Genomic DNA, 21,486 nt, shown 5'->3' with positions numbered 1-21,486 from the left:
ATCGAGATCAAGGCAACGTGCGCTGTCGTGCGGCACCGATGACCTTCGAAGGACGTACGATGTGGTCCCTTTTTTGCTGTCGTGGGAGTTCGCCGGCTCATTGGCGGGTCGGCTTCTTGAGCCGAAGCAAGTCGGCTAGTCTCGACGAGCGCCAGGGGCCTTCCCGTTCGCCTCGTTCGCGCTAAAACGCTTGCTATACAAGGGGGTTGCCGGTGGCGGACTCGTTTGTGCACCTGCACGTGCACACCGAGTACTCGATGCTCGACGGCGCGGCGAAGGTGGCCCCGTTGTTCGAGGAAGCCGAGCGGCTCGGCATGACCGCTGTCGGTATGAGCGACCACGGCAACATGTACGGGTCCGACGAGTTCTACCAAACGGCGATGAAGACCGGCATCAAGCCGATCATCGGCATCGAGGCCTACCTCGCGCCGCACAACCGCCTGCACAAGAAGCCGGTCGCCTGGGGCGATCCCGGCCAGCGCAGCGACGACATCTCGGGTGCCGGCGCCTACACGCACATGACGATGTGGGCGCGCAACGCGGACGGCCTGCGCAACCTCTTCCGCCTGCACACCGAGGCGAGCAAGACGGGCTACTACTACAAGCCCCGCATGGACCGCGAGCTCGTCGCGGAGCACGCCGACGGCATCATCGCGACGACGGGCTGCCCGTCCGGCGAGGTGCAGACCCGGCTGCGGCTCGGGCAGGTCGACGAGGCGTTCCGGGCCGCGGCCGACTACCAGGAGATCTTCGGCAAGGAGAACTTCTTCCTGGAGCTGATGGACCACGGCCTCGACATCGAGCGCCGCGTCCGCGACGGCCTGCTGGAGATCAGCAAGAAGCTGGGCATCCCGCCGCTCGCGACCAACGACAGCCACTACGTCACCAAGGACCAGGCGGACACGCACTCCGCGTTGCTCTGCGTGCAGTCCGGCAAGATGCTGACCGACCCGAACCGGTTCAAGTTCGACGGCGACGGCTACTACCTGAAGTCGTCCGAGGACATGCGGCAGATCTGGAAGGACCTGCCGGAGGCGTGCGACAACACGCTGCTCGTCGCGTCGATGGTCGAGTCCTACGACGACATCTGGAGCGTCAAGGACCGGATCCCGAACTTCGAGGTGCCCGAAGGCGAGGACCAGGCCTCGTGGTTCCGCAAGGAGATCCGGCGCGGCCTGGAGTGGCGGTTCACCGGCCAGGAAGTCCCCGACGAGTACATCAAGCGCTGTGACTTCGAGGCCCAGGTCATCATCGACAAGGGCTTCCCGGCGTACTTCCTGATCGTCGCCGACCTGATCAGCTACGCCCGCAGCGTGGGCATCCGCGTCGGTCCCGGCCGTGGTTCCGCCGCGGGCGCCGCCGTGTCGTGGGCGATGGGCATCACGAACATCGACCCGATCCCGCACGGCCTGCTGTTCGAGCGGTTCCTGAACCCCGAGCGCACCGCCATGCCCGACATCGACATCGACTTCGACGACCGCCGTCGTGGCGAGATGATCCGGTACGCCAGCGAGAAGTACGGCGCGGACAAGGTCGCCCAGGTGATCACGTTCGGCACGATTAAGACCAAAGCGGCGCTGAAGGACTCGGCGCGCGTGCACCACGGTCAGCCGGGCTTCGCGATCGCCGACAAGATCTCCAAGGCGCTGCCGCCGCCGATCATGGCGAAGGACATCCCGCTCAACGGCATCGTCAACAAGAGTCACCCGCGCTACGGCGAGGCCGCCGAGGTCCGGTCGCTGCTCGAGACCGACTCGCAGGTGAAGGAGATCTTCGACACCGCGCTCGGTCTCGAGGGCCTGATCCGCAACGCCGGTGTGCACGCCTGCGCGGTGATCATGTCGAAGGACCCGCTGACGGAGTCCATCCCGCTCTGGTACCGCGACGACGGCTCGTTCATCACCGGCTGGGACTACCCGTCGTGCGAGAACATCGGCCTGCTCAAGATGGACTTCCTCGGGCTGCGCAACCTCACGGTGATGGGCGACGCGATCGAGAACATCGAGGCCAACCGCGGCAAGGACGCGGTCCCGGACTTCGACAAGCTCACGCTCGACGACCCGGAGACCTACGCGCTGCTCGGCCGCGGTGACACGCTCGGCGTGTTCCAGCTGGACGGCGGGCCGATGCGCGACCTGCTGCGCCGCATGCAGCCGACGACGTTCGAGGACATCGTCGCGGTCGGCGCGCTGTACCGCCCCGGTCCGATGGGTGTGAACGCGCACAACGACTACGCTGACCGCAAGAACGGCCGTCAGGAAGTCAAGCCGATCCACCCGCAGCTCGAGGAACCGCTCAAGGTGATCCTCGGCGAGACGCACGGTCTGATCGTCTACCAAGAGCAGATCATGTTCATCGCCCAGGAGGTCGCGGGCTACTCGATGGGTCGCGCGGACGTGCTCCGCAAGGCCATGGGCAAGAAGAAGGCCGAGGTTCTGGCCAAGGAGTTCGCGGGCTTCCAGGAGGGCATGCGCAACGACCCGCGCGGCTTCTCCGACGAGGCGATCCAGGCGCTGTGGGACACGATTCTCCCGTTCGCCGGCTACGCGTTCAACAAGTCGCACGCCGCTGCGTACGGCCTGATCTCGTACTGGACGGCGTACCTCAAGGCGAACTTCCGCGCCGAGTACATGGCCGCCCTGCTGACGTCGGTCGGTGACAACAAGGACAAGTCGGCGGTCTACCTCGCCGAGTGCCGCCGCCTGGGCATCAAGGTGCTGCCGCCGGACGTCAACGAGTCGGCGCTGCGCTTCGGTGCGGTCGGCACGGACATCCGCTTCGGTCTCGGCGCGATCCGCAACGTCGGCGCGAACGTCGTCGAGTCGATCATCAAGAGCCGCCGGGAGAAGGGCAACTACACGTCCTTCACGGACTTCATGGACAAGTCCGAACTCGTCGCCTGCAACAAACGAGTGATCGAGTCACTGATCAAGGCAGGCGCGTTCGACGCGTTCGGGCACCCGCGGTTGTCGCTGATCCAGGTGCACGAGGACGCGGTCGACGCCGTCGTCCCGATCAAGCGCAAGGAGGCGGAGGGGCAGTTCGACCTGTTCGGTGGCGACAGCGCCGACGACCAGGACGACAGCACCTCTCCGTTGGCACACCTCAAGTTCGGCACCGAGGAGTACCCGCGCAAGCAGATGCTGAGCCTCGAGAAGGAGATGCTGGGGCTGTACGTGTCCTCGCACCCCCTCGACGGCGCGGAACGCATCCTGCGCAAGTTCGCGCCGCGGCCGATCGCCGTCGTGCTCGACGATCCGCCCAAGGAAGGCGAGCTGATCGTCTCGGGCATGATCTCGTCGATCGAGCGCCGGGTGAACAAGAACGGCCTGCCCTGGGCGATCACGGTGATCGAGGACCTGGACGCGTCCATCGAGGTGCTGTTCTTCCCGAAGTCCTACGAGGTGCTGCGCGACGACCTGGAGCTCGACTCCGCCGTGTGCGTGAAGGGCCGGGTGAACTGGCGCGAGGACAAGATGGCGATCTTCGGCGACGGTGTCGTCCCGCTCGACATCAGCGACGCGGAGGCGAACCCCGGAGCGGACCCGCCCCTCGTCCTCGGGCTGCAGACCAAGACGCTGACGCCCGAGTTGATCGAGGAACTGAAGAGCGTCTTCAAGTCGCACGAGGGGCAGGTCGCCGTGCACCTGGAGGTGCAGAAGCGCGACAAGTCGAAGGAGATGATGGTGGTGGGCAACTTCCGGGTCAACACCACGCCGTCGCTCTTCGGTGACCTCAAGACCATCCGCGGCATCACGATCCACCGCTAGAGATCCAGAACCACGTCGGTTTCCGGTCGCGCGCAGCAGATCAGCGCGCTGCCGGGAACCGGTGGTTCCAGCGGGTCCGGCGCGTTGGTGATCGTGCCGGACAGCACCGGGGTCACGCAGGTGTGGCAGACGCCGGTGCGGCACGACCAGCGGGTCGGGACGTCGCAGGCCTCGGCGAGGTCGAGCAGGGACTCGTCCTCGCGCCAGGCCACGGTGAGGCCGCTGCGGGCGAACGTGATCTTCGGACCGGTGCCTTCAGGGACGGGCTGGTGCGGTGCGACGGTGTTGGTGCCGTTCAGGCCCGGGTTGATGGCCGAGCGGGCGCCGAAGAGTTCGGAGTGGATGCGCGCCGGGTCGAGGCCCAGGCCGATGAGGGCCTCGCGCATGTCGTCCATGAAAGCGTTGGGGCCGCAGAGGTACGCGCTCGCGCTGGTGGGCAGGGCAGCGAGGTCGGCAGGGGTGAGGCGGCGGCCGGTCGCGGTGGTGAGGTGGACCAGTTCGTGGCCGCGAGGCATTCCTGCCAGCAGTCCCGCTGCCTCGGCCGCGAAAGCGTGGTCGGCTGAGCGGGTGGTGTGCACCCACCAGACCTCGCGGCCCGTTCCCTTGAGCGCGTGCAGCATCGCGAGCACCGGCGTGACGCCGACCCCCGCCGACAGCAGGACCACCGGTTCGTCGCCGGGCTTCAGCACGAACTCTCCGCGCGGCGCCGCGACGTCCAGCGCGTCTCCGACCTGCACGTGCTCGTGGAGCCAGGTGCTGACCCCGCCGTCGCGCTTGACGCTGATCCGGTACGAGTCCGCCGAGATCGAGTAGCTGCGCACTCCTGCCGGCGTGCGCACGGTCAGGTACTGGCCCGGTTCGGGGCGCGGGTCGTCGCCGGCGAGGCGGAACGACCTGATGGACGGGCTTTCCTGCGTGATCGCCTCGACCCGCAACGGCCGGAATCCTTCCCAGCCAACGGGTTCGGGCTCCGGTGGTGCCAGCAGGTCGTGGAACGAGCCCTGCCAGCCGGGGCTCAGGGCGGGGATGTCGACGGCCTTGCGGAGTTGTTCGGTGTCGCGGTCCGGCAGGTAGAGGAGTGCGTCGATCGCGGCCACGCTCATCCGGTGCCGGCCGACCTCGGTGCGCACGATCTCGTCCCCTGCCTGGACTTCGCCCTCGGTGATGACCCGCAGGTAGAAGCCCGGACGGCCGTGCGCGACCATCAACGACGGCATGCGCGGCTCGTCCAGCCGCATGCCGACGCGGTAGCAGGTGACACGTGGCTGGGTGACCTCGAACTCGGCCGCGCCGATGCGGAACCGGTCGCCGATGTGCACCTCGGCGTCGGCCAGGCCCTCGACGGTGAAGTTCTCGCCGAACTGGCCGTACTCGAACGCGCGGCCCAGCTCCGACCGCCAGTGCTCGTACGACTCCCGTTGGTACACAAGAACAGCGCGGTTCTCGCCGCCGTGCCCGCCGAGGTCGCCCTGGCCGTCGCCGTCGACGTTGAGCCTGCGGACCGTCAACGGCCCGGCGACCGGCTGCTTGAAGATTCCGGTGTGGACGGTCCGGTCGTGCCAGGAGACGTCCTTCGGCAGTCCGACGTTGAGCGACAGCAGGCGGGCCATCACTTGTCCCCTCGCGTGCGCTGGTAGTGGCGGCGGGCCTTCATCCTGTTGCCGCAGACGGCCATCGAACACCAGCGGGCGCTGTTCGGCTTGCTGTGGTCGATCAGGAACAGCCTGCAGTCGGGGTTCTCGCACGGTCGCACCCGGCCGGGGCTCGACCGGCGCAGTTCGTCCCACGCGAGCACGGCCTGGGCGGCGGCGGTGCGTCCTTCTGGCAGGTCGAGCTCCCACGTCACGCCGTCCGCGCCGAAGCCGGCCCGTTGCCGCACGCCCTCGACGAACGGGGCCAGTGCCGCCGGTTCCTCCTGGCCGCGCACCACGGCCTGCAACGCGTCCCGTGCCGCGATCAGCGCGCGCAGTTCGTCGTCGGAGGACGGCTGGTCGTGCGCTGTCAGCCAGTGCAGGCCTTCCTCCGCGAGCACGTCGTGCTGCCCGTCGTCCAGCACGGGTGTCGTGTTCAGCAGGTCGAGCAGCATCCCTAACCTCCAAAGTTACCCTTGACAGGTTATAGGACGCTCTGCCTAACTATCAACCATCACTTAAAGGGTTAGGAGATGGTCATGGGTCTGTCGTGGCAGCAGGGACCGCTGGGTGCGAAGGCCGTGGGGCGGTTCCTCACTCCGGAACCGTTGCCGGAGCGGCTGTTGTTCGCCGAACCGCTGCGCCGCCGGATGCGGGTGAAGCACGCGGGGGAGTGGATCGCCGACAGCGAGGACGTCGTGCTGCTGCACGAACCCGGCCGCTATCCGGTCGCGTACTTCCCGCGAGATGACGTCACGGGCCTCGAGGCGGAGACACGCACGACGAACCACCGCGACCTCGGCGCGACGGCGTGGTTCGCGGTGGGGGCGGCGAAGCACGCGGCGTGGCAGCACGTCGACCTGCCCGGTCACGCGAGGGTGCTGGAGGGCCGAGTCGCTTTCGCCTGGCGCGCGATGGACGCGTTCTACGAGGAGGACGAGCGCATCCTCGGGCACGCGGCCGATCCGTACCACCGCGTCGACATCCGGCAGACCTCGCGGCACCTCGTCGTGCGCGACGGCGACCGGATCGTCGCGGACACGAAGAGGCCGCTGGCGCTGTACGAATCGGGTTTCGCGACGCGCTGGTACGTGCCGCGCGAGGACATCGACGCGGCGGCCTTGAAGCTCGTCGAAGGCGAGACCTTCTGCCCCTACAAGGGTTTGGCGAGTTACTACGACATCGGCGACCGCGAGCGCGCCGCCTGGTCGTACCCGGAGGCGTGGGCCGAGGTCGGCCGGATCTCGGACTGGGTCTCGTTCGAACCCGACGTCGTCGACGTCTTCCTCGACGACCGGAAGCTGGCGCTGGAGCCAGGGCAAACCGTTGTGCCGCACGGGGTCGACCGCGGCCTGAACCCCGACGAGATCAAGGAGCAGCAGCGATGAAGGTACTGGTCATCGGCCGGGACAGCGGCATAGCCGGGGCTGTGGCGGCCGGGGTGCGCGCCGCCGGCGGCACCGTCGTCCTGGCCGGGCGCAACCAGGACGAGCACGTCGACCTGACCGACGAGAGCAGTGTCGCCGCGCTCGCCGAACGGGTCGGGAGCGTCGACCACGTCGTGTCCACCGCGTCGGCCAGGGCGCGGGGCACCGTCGCGGACCTCGACCGGGACGCCGTGCGCGCCTCGTTCGACGTCAAGGTCATCGGCCCGATCCTGCTGGCCAGGCACTTCGCGCCACGCATGCCGCGCGACGGCTCGTTCGTCTTCTTCTCCGGTGCCTCCGCCCGCAAGGTCATGCCGGGCATGCTCGCGGTCGGTGCCACCAACGCCGCCGTCGATGCCGTGACCAGGAGTCTCGCCGTCGAACTCGCGCCGATCCGGGTCAACGCGGTCTCGCCCGGCACCATCGACACCGGCGCCTACGACGGTCTCGGCGCGGAGAAGAAGGCCGCGCTGTTCGCCGCCCGTGAGGCCACGAGCCCGGCCGGACGCGTCGGGCAGGCGGACGAGATCGCCGCCGCGGTGCTGTTCGCGCTCACCAACTCGTTCATGACCGGCGTCTCGCTGGGCGTCGACGGTGGCGAGGTGCTGGTCTGACGTGGACTACCGCATCGAGGTCGTCACGCTGCCCGTCAGCGACGTTGATCGGGCCATCACCTTCTACACGAAAATGGCCGGATTCGAGTTGGATGTCGACTATCGGCCCAATGACCAATTCCGCGTTGTACAGCTCACTCCGCCGGGATCGGGGTGTTCGATCCAGTTCGGCACGGGTGTCGGCAACTACCTCGTGGTGAGCGACATCGAGGCCGCGCATCGCGACCTCGCCGGGCGCGGGCTGCGGGTAGGACCGTTGCGGCACAAGGCGGGCATGCCCGACTGGCAGGGGGAGTTCGCCCCCGGCAGGGACCCGGCGCGACGCAACTACGCGAGCTTCTTCGACTTCGCGGACCTCGACGGCAACACGTGGACGGTTCAGGAACGGGGTTCGCTCGAGAAATAGTGGCGAGGGTTGAGTAAACGGGGTTAACTGGGTGAGGTGACGACACTCACCCGGTTGCCCGACGACTACATCCAGAACCCGCACGCGGTGCACGACCTGCTGCGTGCCGAGGGGCCGGTGCAGGAAGTGATCCTGCCGCACGGCCTCAAAGCCTGGCTTGTCACTCGGTACGACGAGGCGAAGATCGCCCTCACCGACCCCAGGGTCAGCAAGAACATCCAGGAGGGTGGCCACCTGATGGCCAAGCACGCCACCCAGACGCACGTGCGCCGCGAGATCGAGCCCACGCTGGCCGTCCACATGCTCAACCTGGACCCGCCCCACCACACCCGGCTGCGCAAGCTCGTGACCAAGGCGTTCACCGCCCGCCGCATCGAACTGATGCGCCCGCGCGTGCAGGAGATCGCGGCCGAGCTGATCGCGAAGCTGAACGACGGCGACGAGGTCGACCTGCTGGAGGCGTTCGCGTTCCCGCTGCCCATCACGGTGATCTGTGAGCTGCTCGGGATCCCGATCGACAACCGCGACGACTTCCGCGAGTGGTCCAACCAGCTGCTGTCCTTCGGCACGCCCGAACAGGTGCAGGTCGCCGCGTCCTCCATGGCCGGCTTCCTGTTCCAGCACGTCACGGCGATCGCCGAGGCCGAGCCGAACGACACGTTCTTCTCCGCTCTCGTGCACGCCGACGACTCCGGCGACCGGCTGAACACCGAAGAGCTCATCTCGATGGCGTTCCTGCTGCTCGTCGCGGGCCACGAGACGACGGTGAACCTCATCGGCAACGCGGTGCTGTCGCTGCTGCGCAACCCGGAGCAGCTGCAGATCCTCAAGGACCGCCCGGAACTGATCCCGGCGAGCACCGAGGAGTTCCTGCGGCTGGAGGGCCCGGTCAACGTCGCGACCTTCCGCTACACCAAGGAACCCCTCGAGCTCGGCGACGTCACGGTGCCGGCCGACGAGATCCTGATGGTGTCGCTGATCGCCGCGAACCGCGACCCGCAGCGCTACGAGAACGCCGACCAGCTCGACGTGACGCGGTCCGCGCAGGGCCACGTGGCGTTCGGCCACGGCATCCACTTCTGCCTGGGCGCGCCACTGGCTCGGCTGGAGTTCGACGTGGCGCTCACGGCGCTGCTCGCCCGGTTCCCGAACCTGACGCTCGCCGCCGAGCCGGAGACGTTGGGGTGGCGGGACAGCACGCTCATCCGCGGCCTGCACACCCTGCCCGTTCGCCTCGCCTAATGTTCGATCCGTGGACGACCTGCTGAAGCTCGACCAGGCGCACGTCTGGCACCCGTACGGCCCGATGCCGGGCACCCAGGAACCGTTGCTCGTCGCGGAGGCCTCGGGTGTCCGGCTGACGCTGGCGGACGGCCGCGAGCTCGTGGACGGCATGTCGTCCTGGTGGGCGGCCATCCACGGCTATCGGCACCCCGTGCTGGACGCGGCCGTCACCGGCCAGCTCGGCCGGATGAGCCACGTGATGTTCGGCGGGCTCACGCACGAGCCCGCGATCAGGCTCTGCGAGAAGCTGGTCGAGATCACCCCTTCGGAGCTGCAGCACGTGTTCCTGTGCGACTCCGGCTCGGTGTCGGTCGAGGTCGCGGTGAAGATGTGCCTGCAGTACTGGCGTTCGCAGAACCGGCCGGAGAAGCGCCGCCTGCTGACGTGGCGCGGCGGCTACCACGGCGACACGTTCAACCCGATGTCCGTCTGCGATCCCGAGGGCGGGATGCATTCGCTGTGGCGTGGAATTCTGCCGGAGCAGGTGTTCGCGGACACGCCGCCGGCCGAGATGGACACCGCGTACGTCCAGCACCTCGCCGAACTGATCGAGGAGCACGCTCACGAACTGGCGGCGATCATCGTCGAGCCGGTCGTGCAGGGCGCGGGCGGCATGAGGTTCCACGACCCGCGCTACCTGCACGTTCTGCGTGAGCTTGCGTACACACACGACGTGCTTCTCGTGTTCGACGAGATCGCCACGGGCTTCGGGCGCACGGGCGAGCTGTTCGGTGCCGACCACGCGAACGTCAGTCCGGACGTCATGTGCCTCGGCAAGTCGCTGACCGGCGGTTATCTGACGATGGCCGCCACCTTGTGCACGTCACGGGTCGCCGACGGGATCAGCAAGGGCGAGGTGCCGGTGCTCGCGCACGGGCCGACGTTCATGGGCAACCCGCTCGCGGCGGCGGTGTCGCTGGCGTCGATCGACCTGCTGCTGTCCCAGGACTGGAAGCGTGAGGTCGCGCGCATCTCGGCGGGGCTTTTGAACGGACTCGCGCCCGCACGCGCGTTGCCCGGTGTTCGGGACGTGCGCGTGCTGGGCGCTATTGGCGTCGTGCAGTTGCACGAGCCCGTGGACATGGCACGAGCCGCCAAGGCGGCCGTGGACGCGGGTGTGTGGCTGCGGCCGTTCCGCGACCTGATCTACACGATGCCGCCGTTCATCAGCACGGACGACGACATCGCGGCGATCTGTCAGGGCGTGATCGCGGCGGCGAGCTGAGTGTCGGTCGGCTCGACCAGGAACTCGCCGTTCGGCAGCACCACGACGGGGATGTTCTTGCGGCCCGCGATCTCGATCGCCCTGTCCCGCGCCTCGTCGTCGTTCGCGACGTCGAGGTAGGTGAACGGCACGTTGTTGCGGGTCAGCCAGGACTTCGCCCGGCGGCAGTCACCACACCATTCGGCGCCGTACATCACGATCGGTTGCTCGGTCATGCCCTCACGTTAGGTGACGTCCTAAGGTGAGGACCTGTGAGCGTGCTGGTGATCACCGGAACCGGGACCGAGGTCGGCAAGACCGCCGTGACCGCGGGCATCGCGGCGCTGGCCAGGGCAGAAGGCAGACGGGTCGCGGTGCTCAAGCCCGCGCAGACCGGCCTGCTGCCCGGCGAGCCTGGCGACGTCGCGGAGGTGGCGCGGCTGGCGGGCGACGTGACGACCCGTGAGCTGGCCAGATACCCCGATCCACTGGCGCCCGCCACGGCGGCGCGCAGGGCCGGGATGGCCACCGTGCGTCCCCAGGAGGTCGCGGCCGAGGTCACCGCGCTCGACGCGGCCCACGACCTGGTGCTGGTCGAGGGCGCTGGCGGGCTGCTGGTGCGGTTCGACGAGGCCGGGACGACGCTGGCGGACATCGCGTGGGCGGTGAACGCCCCTGTCCTGATCGTGGCTCAAGCCGGGCTCGGCACGCTGAACACGACCGCGTTGACGGCCGAGGCGCTGCAGCGGCGTGGGCTCGAGGCGATCGGCGTCGTGGTCGGCAGCTGGCCGTCGCACCCGGACCTCGCCTCGCTCACCAACCTGGCCGACCTGCCGGAGGCGGCGGGCGCCCCGTTGCTCGGCGCGCTGCCCCAAGGTGTGACGAAGCTCGGTTCTGTGGATTTCCTGGCCGTTGCCAAGAGATCGTTTTCACCGTGGTTCGGCGGCGAGTTCGACCCGGAGACGTTCGCGGCTCAATTCGCGGTCCAGTGATCTACGTCGCTCCACGATGAAGGATTCAGTGAGGCACACTGGCTCGCCAGGCCACCGAGGAGGAGAGACCGTGACCGCAGCGCCGGAACAGATCGACGTGCTGGACGAAGCTCGTGAGCAGGTGCTCGAACGAGGCGTCGGGCTCACCGAGGCTCAGGTGCTGAAGGTGCTGGAGCTCCCGGAGGACCGGATCGCCGACCTGCTGGCGCTCGCGCACGAGGTTCGTGAGCGCTGGTGCGGCCCCGAGGTCGAGGTCGAGGGCATCGTCTCGCTCAAGACCGGCGGCTGCCCGGAGGACTGCCACTTCTGCTCGCAGTCGGGCCAGTTCCCCTCGCCCGTGCGCTCGGCGTGGCTCGACATCCCCGGCCTGGTCCGCGCGGCACGCCAGACCCGCGACACCGGTGCGACGGAGTTCTGCATCGTCGCGGCCGTGCGCGGCCCGGACAAGCGGCTGCTCTCGCAGGTGCGCGACGGCATCAAGGCCATCCGCGAGGACGGCAACGACATCCAGATCGCCTGCTCGCTCGGCATGCTCACGCAGGAGCAGGTCGACGAGCTCGTCGCGATGGGCGTGCACCGCTACAACCACAACCTCGAGACGGCCCGCTCGCACTTCCCCGAGGTCGTGACCACGCACTCCTGGGAGGAGCGCTGGGACACGCTGCGGATGATCCGCGACGCCGGCATGGAGGTCTGCTGCGGCGGCATCATCGGCATGGGCGAGACGCTGGCGCAGCGCGCGGAGTTCGCCGTGCAGCTCGCGGAGCTGGAGCCCGACGAGGTGCCGCTGAACTTCCTCATCCCGAACCCCGGCACGCCGTACGAGAACTACCCGGTCGTGGAGGGTGCTGAGGCGCTGCGCACGGTCGGCGCGTTCCGGCTCGCGCTGCCGCGCACGATCCTGCGGTTCGCCGGCGGCCGTGAGCTGACGTTCGGCGACCTGGGCGCGAAGCAGGGCATGCTCGGCGGCATCAACGCGATCATCGTCGGCAACTACCTGACGAACCTCGGCCGTCCCGCGCAGCAGGACCTCGACATGCTCGAGGAACTGTCGATGCCCATCAAGGCGCTGAGCCAGACCCTGTGATGATTACGACCGTGTACTGCTCCTTCTGCGGCAAAGAGGAAGCTGACGGCGACCACGCGTTCTGCCGTCAGCGCCTGTCCATGATCGACCCGCCGCGGTACTGCGCCGAGTGCGCGCGCCGCATGGTCGTCCAGGTGACCCCGGACGGCTGGACGGCGCGCTGCAGCCGCCACGGAGAGCTGGGTTCGGCTCGGTAGTAACCTTCCGCGAATGGACGAGAAAGCAGCGCCGGTGCGCATCGAACCCGTGCCGGAGCCGCCGTACGTCTACCACTACTACATGCGGCCACGGCCGAAGGTCGTGGTGAAGCGGGACCTGCTGCCGGGCGTGGTGGTGGCGCTGACGACGTTCGCGTTCGGGCTGCCCGCCGCGTACCTGTGGTCGTGGCTGGCCCCGGCTCAGCTCAAGATCGTCTCGCCGCAGGACGGCAAGTTCTACCCGATCGGCATCGAGAGCTACCACCGGCTCGACGCGCTGATGGTGTTCGTGCTGATCGGGCTCGGCGCCGGGGTGGTCACCGGGATCGCGACGTGGCTGCTGCGGCAGCGGCGCGGGCCCGTGGTGATGCTGGGGATGACCGCCGGCTCGTTCGCGGCGGGGTGGATGGCGCAGTGGATGGGCACCAAGCTCGCCCTGGGCGCCTACCCGATGCCGGCGTCGATCAAGGCGAACGACACCTTGCTCATCGCGCCCGCTTTGGAGACGTGGTGGGGAATCATGGCGTGGCCGCTCGGTGCCGCGCTGGCGTACGGCTGCTGCACGGCGTGGAACGGCCTGGACGACCTGGGGCGGCGCCTCGGTTAAGGCACCGCCCTCGCGGTGGCCTATCCGACTCGATAGGCGAAGTCCGGCATGTCCGTCACGAACATCTGACCGGGCGCGTGCGTGATCGCGAACGGCGGCTTGGACTTCATCAGCACCGCCTGTGGCGTCACGCCGCACGCCCAGAACACCGGCACGTCACCGGGTTCGTGCTCGACGGCGTCCCCGAAGTCGGGTTCGTCGATGTTCTCGATCCCGAGCATGCGCGGATCTCCCGCGCCGACCGGAGCCCCGTGCACCGACGGCATGAGCGCGGTGACCTTGTGCGCTATGTCCACAAGGGACTCCGGAATCCAGCGCATCGACACGACCATCGGGCCGTGCAGCCGTCCGGCCGGCCTGCACTGGATGTCCGTGACGAACATGGAGACGTTCTTCTGCTGCTCGACGTGCCGCAGCGGCACTCCGGCGTTGGTCAGCGCCGTCTCGAACGTGAAGCTGCAGCCGATCAGGAACGTCACCAGGTCGTCGCGCCAGTAGTCGGTCGCGTTCTCGGGTTCCGCGATGAGTACGCCGTTCTCCCAGACGCGGTACTGCGGCGCGTGCGTGCGCACGTCCGCGTCCCGCTTGAGAGCGCTGACGGTCTCGCCCGCGTCCAGCACGTCGAGCACCGGGCACGGCTTGGGGTTGCGGTGGGTGAAGAGGAGGAAGTCGTACGCCCAGTCCCTGGGGATGGCGATCAGGTTGGCCTGCGCCTGGCCCGGCGCGCGTCCCGCGGTCGTCATTCGAGCTCCTTGTTGACCGTCTCCGGCAGCCAGATCAGTGCGATGACAGCGATTCCGTACGCGGCCGCCCCGAACAGCATCGCACCGCCGATGCCCATCCGGTCGGCCATGAATCCGACCAGACCGGGGAACACCGCGCCGAACGCGCGCCCGAAGTTGTACGTGAAGCCCTGCCCGGTGCCGCGCAGCTGCGTCGGGTAGAGCTCGCTGAGGTAGCTGCCGAAGCCGCTGAAGATCGCGGACATGCAGAACCCGAGCGGGAAGCCGAGGAACATGACCAACGTGTTGGCGCCGTTGGGAATCTGCGTGTAGGCCACGATCAGCAGCGCGCTGGCGATCGCGAAGAGCACGAAGGTCTTCTTGCGCCCCAGGTAGTCCGTGAGATAGCCGCCGGAGACGTACCCGATCCACGCGCCGGTGATGAGGAACGCGAGGTACCCGCCCGTGCCGATGATCGTGAGGCCGCGCCCGGTCTGCAGGAACGCCGGCAGCCAGTTCGCGAGCGTGTAGTACCCGCCCTGCACGCCGGTCGCGAGCAGCGAGGCGAACAGCGTGGTCTTGAGGATCGGGCCCTGGAAGATCTTCGGGAACGTGCCGCGTTCCTTGGGCTGCGACTTGGTCTCCGGCGCGTCGTCGACGTTGCGGCGCACGTAGAAGATGAGGATCGCGGGCAGCGCGCCCGTCCAGAACATGATGCGCCAGGAGATGGCCGGGTCCGCGAAGCTCGCCACCAGCATGTTGATGACGACCGCGAGCCCCCAGCCGACCGCCCACGCGCTCTGGACGAACGCCACCGTGCGGCCGCGGTACTTCGGCTTGCAGTACTCGGCCACGAGGATCGCCCCGGCCGCCCACTCGCCGCCGAAGCCCAGTCCCTGCAGGGCGCGGAAGATCAGCAGTGTCTCGTAGTTCGTCGCGAAGCCGCACAGCACCGTGAAGAACGCGTACGCCGCCACGGTGATGATCAGCGTTCTGGACCGGCCGAACCGGTCGGCCATGACGCCCGCCACCGCGCCGCCGATGGCGCTCATGAGCAGCGTGCTCGTGCCGAGCAGGCCGGCTTCCGCCTTGGTGAGGCCGAAGTAGCCGGTGATCGCGACCAGGCTCAGGGGCAGGACCCAGTAGTCGTAGGAGTCGAGCCCGTAGCCGCCGAAGGCGCCGACGAACGCGCGCTTTCCCTTCTGGCCGAGACTGTGAAACCAGGCGAAACGGCCTGTGTCCTCGGTCGTGGACGTGCTCATGGGACACCTCGCAGCGTGGTGGAGGAGTGGTCGAGTGTGATGTGGACCTCAGAGTAAGGATTGTTCAACAATCCCACAAGGCCACAATTCAACGATCCGACGATCGGCGCGCCGGGGATGGGCTTGATGGCGCCTGCGGGTGCGGCTCAACGGGGCTGCGGGCGCGGGGATCGGCGACCCCGAGTGGGGCTCAACGGTCTGCGGGCGCGGCCCGGGACGCCCTGAGGGGTGGGCGTTCGGAGACGGGGCAGCGGGTTCGGGGCGAGGACGGTGCGGTCGGGACGGGCGGCGCGGTCGGGACGGGCGGCGTGTTCAGTGGCGAGGCAGCGCGTTCAGGGGCGGGGCAGCGCGGCCGGGACGACGGCGGTGCGTTCCGGGGACAAGCGCGGTGCGGTCGGGGAAGGGGGCTGCGCGTTCAGAGGCGAGAGCAGCGCGCTTGGAGGCGAAGGCAGCGCGGTCGGGGTGAGGGCGGCGCGGTCGGGGACGGGCGGCGGGTCGGGGACGGGCGGCGGGTCGGGACCGGGCGGCGGGTCGGGACCGGGCGGGCGCGTTCGGGGGCGGGGCAGCGCGGCCGGGACGATGGCGGTGCGTTCCGGGGGCAAGGGTGATGCGGTCGGGGGAAGGGGGCTGCGCGTTCAGTGGCGAGGGTGGCGCGGTCGGGACGGGGCAGCGCGGCCGGGACGACGGCGGCGCGTTCCGGGGACAAGGGCGGCGCGTTCGGGAAGGGGGCTGCGCGTTCAGAGGCGAGAGCAGCGCGTTCGGGAACGAAGGCAGCGCGACCACGGGGGCAGGGTGGACGCGCGGGCGGTTCGGGCCCTTCTGCGACCGGTTGCTGAACGGCGGCACCGGGCCCCCGGATCACCTCGCCGAAGGCTTCCACCCACTCGCAGCCGTACTCCGAGAAGCTCCGGGCCAGGCCCGGTCGGGTCCGGCCTGGTCGGGCCTGGCCCGGCCTAGTTCGGGCTAGGCACGTGCCCGAACTCCGTCAACGGCACCGGCACCGCCTTCAACGCGCTCAGAATCCCGGTCTCCCGATGCAGCATCCGCCGAACCAACCGCAACCGCCGCGCCGGCGACCTCTCCTCCAACAGCCGCTGCCGGTCCTCGACGGGCAGCAGGCAGTCGGCGGCCAGCAGGTACGACAACGCGCCCAGGTCGATGTCCTCGGCGGGCGGGGACCAGTCCTCGCGGTGCCAGGCGGCGCCGCAGTAGCGTTCGTGGGCCGCGCGGGCGCCGCGTTCCAGGATCGGCACCACCTCCAGGGCGGCCTCGGGTACCGGGGCGTCGTCCAGGTAGTCGACGTGGGCCAGCAGGTACGGCGCGGTCGTCGTGTCGACGTCCAGCAGCCGGAAGCGGCGCACGCCGCGCGTCACGATGTCGAAGCGGCCCTCCGGCAGCGGGCGGGCGTCCAGGAGGTCGGCCGAGCAGCCGATGTCCTTCAGGGAGTGGACGTTGTCCGCGCCCACCTCCCAGCCCTCCTTGATGCACACGACGCCGAACGTGCGGCCGAACAGCGAGCCGGTCATCAGGTCGACGACGAGCTGGCGGTAGCGCGGTTCGAAGATGTGCAACGGCAAAGACGCCCCTGGCAACAGCACGGTGCCCAGGGGGAACAGCGGAAGCGTCTCTGCCACGTGCCCAACGTTACGGGGTGCCTCCGCCGCCCGCCGGACGGCCAGATCCCGGGGGTCTGAGCACGGCGAACGGATCGGTGACCAAGATTCCCTTGGCGCTGAACCGGAACAACGCCGCCGGGCGGCCGCCGGACGGGCCGGGGGGAGCGGTACCACCCGTGGGTTCCAGCAACAACCGGCGCGAGAGCACGCGTTGCAGGTTCGTGGCGGACACGCGGTAGCCCAGTGCCGCCGAGTAGTGGTCGCGCAGCAGGGAGATCGTGAACTCCGGTGGCGCGAGGGCGAAGCCGATGTTCGTGTACGACAGCTTCGAGCCCAGCCTGTGCCGCGCTCGATGCACGATCGAGGCGTGGTCGAACGCCATCAGCGGAAGCTTCTCCACGCAGTGCCACTCGGTGTCCGCCGGCCGCTCCGGATCGACGTCCGAAGGGACCAGTCCGAGGAACGCCGTCGCCACGACGCGGGGACCGGGAACGCGGTCCGGGGCGCTGAAAACGGCGAGCTGCTCGACGTGTGACAACTGTCGCACGTCGACTTTTTCCGCCAGCTGACGCCGAATGGAGGACTCGACGTCCTCGTCCACCCGCAGCTCCCCGCCGGGCAGCGACCAGCGGTGAGCGTGCGGTTCCCGAGCGCGCTCCCACAGCATGACCTGGAGTGACGCACCTCTCACCCGCAACACAGCGGCCAGAACTTCGTGCCCCACACCTGCCACCCGGCTGATACTATCGGCCACGTTTTCGACCAGTAGGCGAAAACCCCGGATCGAGGAGGCAGTGATGGTCGCTACCGCAACCGTGGAGCGAACCGCGTCGGGTGTGTACGGCGGAGTCGAGCCGAACGCCGCGTGGCGAGACGAGGTGCTGCGCCTCGCCGAGGAGCGCGACGCCGTCATCCTGGCGCACAACTACCAGCTGCCCGAGATCCAGGACATCGCCCACCACACCGGCGACTCCCTGGCGCTCAGCCGGATCGCCGCGCAGTCGGACGCGCAGACCATCATCTTCTGCGGCGTGCACTTCATGGCCGAGACCGCGAAGATCCTCGCGCCGCAGAAGACCGTGCTGATCCCGGACGAGCGCGCGGGCTGCTCGCTCGCCGACTCGATCACCGGCGCGCAGCTGCGCGAGTGGAAGGCCGAGCACCCCGGCGCGGTCGTCGTGTCGTACGTGAACACCACAGCCGAGGTGAAGGCCGAGACGGACATCTGCTGCACGTCCTCGAACGCCGTCGACGTGGTGCGCTCGATCCCGGCCGACCGCGAGGTGCTGTTCTGCCCGGACCAGTTCCTGGGCGCGCACGTCAAGCGCGAGACCGGCCGCGAGAACATGCACATCTGGGCGGGCGAGTGCCACGTCCACGCGGGCATCAACGGCCCTGAACTGGCCGAGCGCGCCGCCGAGAACCCGGAGGCGGACCTCTTCATCCACCCGGAGTGCGGCTGCGCGACGAGCGCGCTGTACCTGAGCGGCGAGGGCATCGTCCCGGCGGAGAAGGTCAAGATCCTCTCGACCGGCGACATGATCACCGCGGCCCGCAGCACGAAGGCCACCAAGGTGCTCGTCGCGACCGAGATCGGCATGCTGCACCAGCTGCGCAAGGCCGCCCCGGAGATCGACTTCCGCGCCGTGAACGACCGCGCGTCCTGCACCTACATGAAGATGATCACGCCGGCCGCGCTGCTGCGCTGCGTGCGTGACGGCCTGGACGAGGTGCACGTGGACCTGGAGACCGCCAAACGCGCCCAGGGCGCCGTGCAGCGCATGATCGAGATCGGCAAGCCCGGCGGCGGTGAGTGATGGCCGCGCGCTGGGAGGCGCGAGCCGACCTGATCGTGGTCGGCACGGGCGTGGCGGGTCTCACCGCCGCGCTGCGGGCTCGTGAGCTGGGACTTCGGGTCCTGGTCGTCACGAAGGCCGCGGGCGACGACGGCAACACCCGCTGGGCCCAGGGCGGCGTCGCCGTCGTCATGGAGGACCAGCACGACCCCGGCGACTCGGTCGGGAAGCACATCGAGGACACGCTGACGGCGGGCGCGGGCCTCTGCGACGACGTGGCCGTCGCGGCGATCATCTCCGACGGTCCCGCGGCCGTCGCCCGGCTGCGCGAGCGCGGTGCCGTGTTCGACGCGAAGCCGGACGGCCTGCTCGAACGCACCCGCGAAGGCGGCCACAGCGCGTTCCGCGTCGTGCACTCCGGTGGCGACGCGACCGGCGCCGAGGTCGAGCGGGCACTGCTCAAGGCCACTGTGGACGGACGGGTTCCCCTGCTGGAGAACCACGTCGCGGTCGACGCCGTGAAGACGCCGCTCGGCGCCGTCGCGGGCCTGCTGGTGCTGGACGGCAACGGCTTGCCCGGCGTGCTGACCGCGCCCGCCGTGCTGCTGGCGACCGGTGGCCTCGGCCAGATGTACCAGGCGACCTCGAACCCCTCGGTGGCGACGGGTGACGGTCTGGCGCTGGCCCTGCGCGCCGGCGCGGTGGCGGCGGACGTCGAGTTCATCCAGTTCCACCCGACCGTCCTCTACACGGGCCGTGGCGCACGTGGCCGCTGCCCGCTCGTCACGGAGGCCGTCCGCGGCGAGGGTGCCGTGCTGATCGACGCGACCGGCGCCCGCGTGATGAAGGGCGTGCACCCGCTCGAGGACCTCGCCCCGCGCGACGTCGTGGCGGCCGCGATCACCCGGCACATGGCGCTCGAACCCGGCGGCGTCGACGACCACGTCTTCCTGGACGCGACGGCGCTGCACGACATGGCGACCCGGTTCCCGACCGTGTTCTCGGCCTGCGTCTCCGTGGGCATCGACCCGGCCGTGGACCCGATTCCGGTCGCCCCGGCGGCACACTTCGCCTGCGGCGGAGTGGTGTCCACTGTCGACGGTCGTACCGGGGTCGCCGGGTTGTACGCGGTCGGCGAGGTCGCCCGCACCGGCCTGCACGGCGCGAACCGTCTGGCCTCCAACAGCCTGCTCGAAGGCCTGGTCTGCGGCACGCGTGCCGCAGAGGCCGTCGCCGCCGACCTCGCTGTCGGCCTGATCGCGCCCGCGCGTGCCGTGGAGATCTCGCTGCCGACCGCGCCCGTGGCGGACCGCGACCTGCTTCAGCGCGTGATGTCCCGCTACGCCGCGATCGGCCGTGACGCCGAAGGTCTGGCCGTCGTCGGCTCGGTGCTCGACGTGTCCACTGTGGACAAGCAGCTGGAGTCGCGCGAACTGGTCGAGGACGCGGCGCTGACCATGGCCGCCCGCGCCCTGATCGCGGCGGCACAGCAACGCACCGAGTCGCGTGGCTGCCACGTGCGCACGGACTTCACCGAGCGTTCGCAGGCGTGGCAACGCAGTCAGCTCGTCCGGCTCACCCCGACCGGTCAGCCCGTGCTGGCCGATCCTGTTCTCGCAGAGGGTGTCGCATGACCATCGATTGGGACGACGCGAACCGGGTCATCCAGCTCGCGTTGGAGGAGGACCTCCGCTACGGACTCGACGCCACGACGCTGGCGACCGTGCCGGAGAAGGCGGTCGCGACCGCCGAGATCACGCCTCGCGCGGCGGGCGTGCTGTGCGGAGTTTCCGTGGCACGCACCGCTTTCCAGCGCTACCTGCCGGAGATCGAGGTGCTGTCCGAGGCCGCCGACGGCGACAAGGCGGTTCCCGGCGAACCCGCACTGGTGCTCACCGGCCCGACGCGCGGCCTGCTCACAGTCGAGCGCACGGCGCTGAACCTGATCTGCCACCTGTCGGGCATCGCCACGCAGACCGCCCGCTGGGTGACCGCGATCGAGGGCACCGGCGCCGCGGTCCGCGACTCCCGCAAGACGTTGCCCGGCCTGCGGTTGTTGCAGAAGTACGCGGTGCGCGCAGGCGGCGGCGTGAACCACCGCATGGGCCTCGGCGACGCGATCCTGATCAAGGACAACCACGTCGCCGCGGCCGGTTCGGTCGGTGCCGCGATCCGGGCGGCTCGTGCGCACGCGCCGGAGCTGCTGATGGAGGTCGAGGTCGACAGCCTGGCGCAGCTCGACGAGGCGCTGGCCGAAGGCGCGGAACTGGTGCTGCTGGACAACTTCACGCCCGAGCAGTGCGCTCAGGCCGTGAAGGTCCGTCCGGACGGCGTGAAGCTGGAGGCGTCCGGCGGGCTCACGCTCGACGTGGCCCGCCAGTACGCCGAGACCGGCGTGGACTACCTCGCGGTCGGCGGCCTCACGCACTCCAGCCCGTCACTCGACCTCGGCCTGGACCTTCGCTAGCGGCCGGTACCGCTCGACGCTCACGTGCTGGACGCCGGGGAAGTTCTGCACCCGGCGCCAGTCGGCCGTCGCCGAGCCGACACCGCCGCCGCTCGACACCGCGTCGACGTGGTCCTCGGCGCTGACCCACTCCGCGTAGTTGATCACGCGCCTGCCGTCGTCCCTGATGTGGAAGGCGGCGGAGATGCCACCGGGGTGCGGGTTCGGCTCACTGGCGAGCGCCACGAACACCGAGTCGACCCACGCCCGTGCGGTCGCCTCGCTGTCGGTGTCGACGGTGACGAGCACGACGCAGCCGGGTTCGCGGCGGTCACGCGGGTCGCCGGAGCGGTAGAGGGTGAAGCCGTCGAGGTTCTTGCGGTCGTGGACGAACGTGGGCAGTTCGGGAAGCGTCATGCCCCCGA

The 21,486-nt window shown here is 69.4% G+C and carries 21 protein-coding genes; 13 read left to right on the top strand and 8 right to left on the bottom strand.

The features are described 5' to 3' along the window. The first annotated feature begins 257 nt into the window (after nucleotides 1-257). Entirely contained in the window at nucleotides 258-3,770 is a 3,513-nt protein-coding gene (gene dnaE, locus ACH413_RS13470; RefSeq protein WP_396425008.1) for a DNA polymerase III subunit alpha, read from the top strand. Here dnaE and ACH413_RS13465 read toward each other — a convergent pair. Both ACH413_RS13465 and ACH413_RS13460 read right to left on the bottom strand, forming a co-directional pair. Further along, complete coding sequence (locus ACH413_RS13465) at nucleotides 3,767-5,380, bottom strand: MOSC domain-containing protein (protein WP_360041663.1); 1,614 nt, start codon at nucleotides 5,378-5,380, stop codon at nucleotides 3,767-3,769. The two genes, dnaE and ACH413_RS13465, sit on opposite strands and share 4 nt — an antisense overlap. Further along, entirely contained in the window at nucleotides 5,380-5,856 is a 477-nt protein-coding gene (locus ACH413_RS13460) for a CGNR zinc finger domain-containing protein (protein ID WP_360041660.1), read from the bottom strand. The genes ACH413_RS13465 and ACH413_RS13460 overlap by 1 nt, the downstream gene beginning before the upstream one ends. 84 nt (nucleotides 5,857-5,940) lie before the next feature. On the opposite strand from ACH413_RS13460, the gene ACH413_RS13455 reads away from it, so the two are divergent. From ACH413_RS13455 to ACH413_RS13435, 5 genes are all read left to right on the top strand, one after another. After that, nucleotides 5,941-6,789, top strand: coding sequence for a DUF427 domain-containing protein (locus ACH413_RS13455; protein WP_360041657.1), 849 nt, complete (start codon nucleotides 5,941-5,943; stop codon nucleotides 6,787-6,789). Continuing rightward, nucleotides 6,786-7,442: an SDR family oxidoreductase gene (locus ACH413_RS13450; RefSeq protein ID WP_360041654.1), complete on the top strand. Its 657-nt coding sequence runs from the start codon at nucleotides 6,786-6,788 to the stop codon at nucleotides 7,440-7,442. The genes ACH413_RS13455 and ACH413_RS13450 overlap by 4 nt, the downstream gene beginning before the upstream one ends. 1 nt (nucleotide 7,443) lies before the next feature. Next, on the top strand, nucleotides 7,444-7,848 hold the full coding sequence (locus ACH413_RS13445; protein WP_360041651.1) for a VOC family protein: 405 nt from the start codon (nucleotides 7,444-7,446) through the stop codon (nucleotides 7,846-7,848). Between the two features lie 36 nt (nucleotides 7,849-7,884). After that, complete coding sequence (locus ACH413_RS13440; protein ID WP_360041648.1) at nucleotides 7,885-9,090, top strand: cytochrome P450; 1,206 nt, start codon at nucleotides 7,885-7,887, stop codon at nucleotides 9,088-9,090. A 64-nt stretch (nucleotides 9,091-9,154) separates the two neighbouring features. Next, nucleotides 9,155-10,357, top strand: a complete 1,203-nt coding sequence (locus ACH413_RS13435) for an adenosylmethionine--8-amino-7-oxononanoate transaminase (protein ID WP_360041770.1) — start codon at nucleotides 9,155-9,157, stop codon at nucleotides 10,355-10,357. Here ACH413_RS13435 and ACH413_RS13430 read toward each other — a convergent pair. Continuing rightward, nucleotides 10,330-10,572 (bottom strand): glutaredoxin family protein, encoded by a 243-nt coding sequence (locus ACH413_RS13430; protein ID WP_360041645.1) that lies wholly within the window; start codon nucleotides 10,570-10,572, stop codon nucleotides 10,330-10,332. The two genes, ACH413_RS13435 and ACH413_RS13430, sit on opposite strands and share 28 nt — an antisense overlap. Nucleotides 10,573-10,608: 36 nt before the next feature. Here ACH413_RS13430 and bioD point away from each other — a divergent pair, with 36 nt between their 5' ends. The 4 genes from bioD (at nucleotide 10,609) to ACH413_RS13410 (ending at nucleotide 13,219) form a co-directional block, all read left to right on the top strand. Beyond that, complete coding sequence (gene bioD, locus ACH413_RS13425) at nucleotides 10,609-11,328, top strand: dethiobiotin synthase (protein ID WP_360041642.1); 720 nt, start codon at nucleotides 10,609-10,611, stop codon at nucleotides 11,326-11,328. Nucleotides 11,329-11,398: 70 nt separating this feature from the next. Continuing rightward, nucleotides 11,399-12,415: a biotin synthase BioB gene (gene bioB / locus ACH413_RS13420; RefSeq protein ID WP_360041639.1), complete on the top strand. Its 1,017-nt coding sequence runs from the start codon at nucleotides 11,399-11,401 to the stop codon at nucleotides 12,413-12,415. Next, a complete protein-coding gene (locus tag ACH413_RS13415; RefSeq protein WP_093598013.1) occupies nucleotides 12,415-12,612 on the top strand; it encodes a hypothetical protein in 198 nt (65 codons plus the stop codon). The genes bioB and ACH413_RS13415 overlap by 1 nt, the downstream gene beginning before the upstream one ends. Before the next feature lie 13 nt (nucleotides 12,613-12,625). Then, a complete protein-coding gene (locus ACH413_RS13410; protein WP_360041635.1) occupies nucleotides 12,626-13,219 on the top strand; it encodes a DUF2567 domain-containing protein in 594 nt (197 codons plus the stop codon). 20 nt (nucleotides 13,220-13,239) lie between these two features. On the opposite strand, the gene ACH413_RS13405 is transcribed toward ACH413_RS13410, so the two are convergent. The 4 genes from ACH413_RS13405 to ACH413_RS13390 form a co-directional block, all read right to left on the bottom strand. After that, entirely contained in the window at nucleotides 13,240-13,962 is a 723-nt protein-coding gene (locus ACH413_RS13405) for a putative hydro-lyase (protein ID WP_360041632.1), read from the bottom strand. Then, a complete protein-coding gene (locus ACH413_RS13400; protein WP_360041630.1) occupies nucleotides 13,959-15,203 on the bottom strand; it encodes an MFS transporter in 1,245 nt (414 codons plus the stop codon). The genes ACH413_RS13405 and ACH413_RS13400 overlap by 4 nt, the downstream gene beginning before the upstream one ends. 953 nt (nucleotides 15,204-16,156) lie before the next feature. Further along, on the bottom strand, nucleotides 16,157-16,837 hold the full coding sequence (locus tag ACH413_RS13395) for an LON peptidase substrate-binding domain-containing protein (protein WP_360041627.1): 681 nt from the start codon (nucleotides 16,835-16,837) through the stop codon (nucleotides 16,157-16,159). Between the two features lie 10 nt (nucleotides 16,838-16,847). Next, entirely contained in the window at nucleotides 16,848-17,516 is a 669-nt protein-coding gene (locus ACH413_RS13390) for an NUDIX domain-containing protein (protein ID WP_360041768.1), read from the bottom strand. 100 nt (nucleotides 17,517-17,616) lie between these two features. Between ACH413_RS13390 and nadA the strand changes: the two genes are divergently transcribed. Genes nadA through nadC form a run of 3 tightly spaced genes read left to right on the top strand, consistent with a single transcriptional unit; the run spans nucleotide 17,617 to nucleotide 21,082 of the window. Then, on the top strand, nucleotides 17,617-18,636 hold the full coding sequence (gene nadA, locus ACH413_RS13385) for a quinolinate synthase NadA (RefSeq protein ID WP_360041624.1): 1,020 nt from the start codon (nucleotides 17,617-17,619) through the stop codon (nucleotides 18,634-18,636). Beyond that, a complete protein-coding gene (locus ACH413_RS13380) occupies nucleotides 18,636-20,249 on the top strand; it encodes an L-aspartate oxidase (RefSeq protein WP_360041621.1) in 1,614 nt (537 codons plus the stop codon). The genes nadA and ACH413_RS13380 overlap by 1 nt, the downstream gene beginning before the upstream one ends. Continuing rightward, a complete protein-coding gene (gene nadC, locus ACH413_RS13375; RefSeq protein ID WP_330273333.1) occupies nucleotides 20,246-21,082 on the top strand; it encodes a carboxylating nicotinate-nucleotide diphosphorylase in 837 nt (278 codons plus the stop codon). Before ACH413_RS13380 ends, nadC begins: the two co-directional genes overlap by 4 nt. Here nadC and ACH413_RS13370 read toward each other — a convergent pair. Next, nucleotides 21,053-21,478 (bottom strand): hypothetical protein, encoded by a 426-nt coding sequence (locus tag ACH413_RS13370; RefSeq protein ID WP_360041617.1) that lies wholly within the window; start codon nucleotides 21,476-21,478, stop codon nucleotides 21,053-21,055. The two genes, nadC and ACH413_RS13370, sit on opposite strands and share 30 nt — an antisense overlap. Nucleotides 21,479-21,486: the final 8 nt, after the last annotated feature.

Source organism: Lentzea sp. NPDC020367, from assembly GCF_044387305.1.
Lineage (GTDB): Bacteria > Actinomycetota > Actinomycetes > Mycobacteriales > Pseudonocardiaceae > Lentzea.
The sequence above is the reverse complement of the archived record's forward strand: the minus strand, read 5'-3'. Positions and strand labels throughout refer to the sequence as shown.

Bases quoted from the DNA above. Each gene is read 5' to 3' on its own strand.
- ACH413_RS13460 (WP_360041660.1), bottom strand. From the start codon at position 5,856: ATGCTGCTCGACCTGCTGAACACGACACCCGTGCTGGACGACGGGCAG.
- ACH413_RS13415 (WP_093598013.1), top strand. From the start codon at position 12,415: ATGATTACGACCGTGTACTGCTCCTTCTGCGGCAAAGAGGAAGCTGAC.
- ACH413_RS13455 (WP_360041657.1), top strand. From the start codon at position 5,941: ATGGGTCTGTCGTGGCAGCAGGGACCGCTGGGTGCGAAGGCCGTGGGG.
- ACH413_RS13430 (WP_360041645.1), bottom strand. From the start codon at position 10,572: ATGACCGAGCAACCGATCGTGATGTACGGCGCCGAATGGTGTGGTGAC.
- ACH413_RS13380 (WP_360041621.1), top strand. From the start codon at position 18,636: ATGGCCGCGCGCTGGGAGGCGCGAGCCGACCTGATCGTGGTCGGCACG.
- dnaE (WP_396425008.1), top strand. From the start codon at position 258: ATGCTCGACGGCGCGGCGAAGGTGGCCCCGTTGTTCGAGGAAGCCGAG.
- ACH413_RS13450 (WP_360041654.1), top strand. From the start codon at position 6,786: ATGAAGGTACTGGTCATCGGCCGGGACAGCGGCATAGCCGGGGCTGTG.
- ACH413_RS13435 (WP_360041770.1), top strand. From the start codon at position 9,155: ATGCCGGGCACCCAGGAACCGTTGCTCGTCGCGGAGGCCTCGGGTGTC.
- ACH413_RS13405 (WP_360041632.1), bottom strand. From the start codon at position 13,962: ATGACGACCGCGGGACGCGCGCCGGGCCAGGCGCAGGCCAACCTGATC.
- nadA (WP_360041624.1), top strand. From the start codon at position 17,617: ATGGTCGCTACCGCAACCGTGGAGCGAACCGCGTCGGGTGTGTACGGC.
- nadC (WP_330273333.1), top strand. From the start codon at position 20,246: ATGACCATCGATTGGGACGACGCGAACCGGGTCATCCAGCTCGCGTTG.
- ACH413_RS13410 (WP_360041635.1), top strand. From the start codon at position 12,626: ATGGACGAGAAAGCAGCGCCGGTGCGCATCGAACCCGTGCCGGAGCCG.
- ACH413_RS13370 (WP_360041617.1), bottom strand. From the start codon at position 21,478: ATGACGCTTCCCGAACTGCCCACGTTCGTCCACGACCGCAAGAACCTC.
- ACH413_RS13400 (WP_360041630.1), bottom strand. From the start codon at position 15,203: ATGAGCACGTCCACGACCGAGGACACAGGCCGTTTCGCCTGGTTTCAC.
- ACH413_RS13465 (WP_360041663.1), bottom strand. From the start codon at position 5,380: ATGGCCCGCCTGCTGTCGCTCAACGTCGGACTGCCGAAGGACGTCTCC.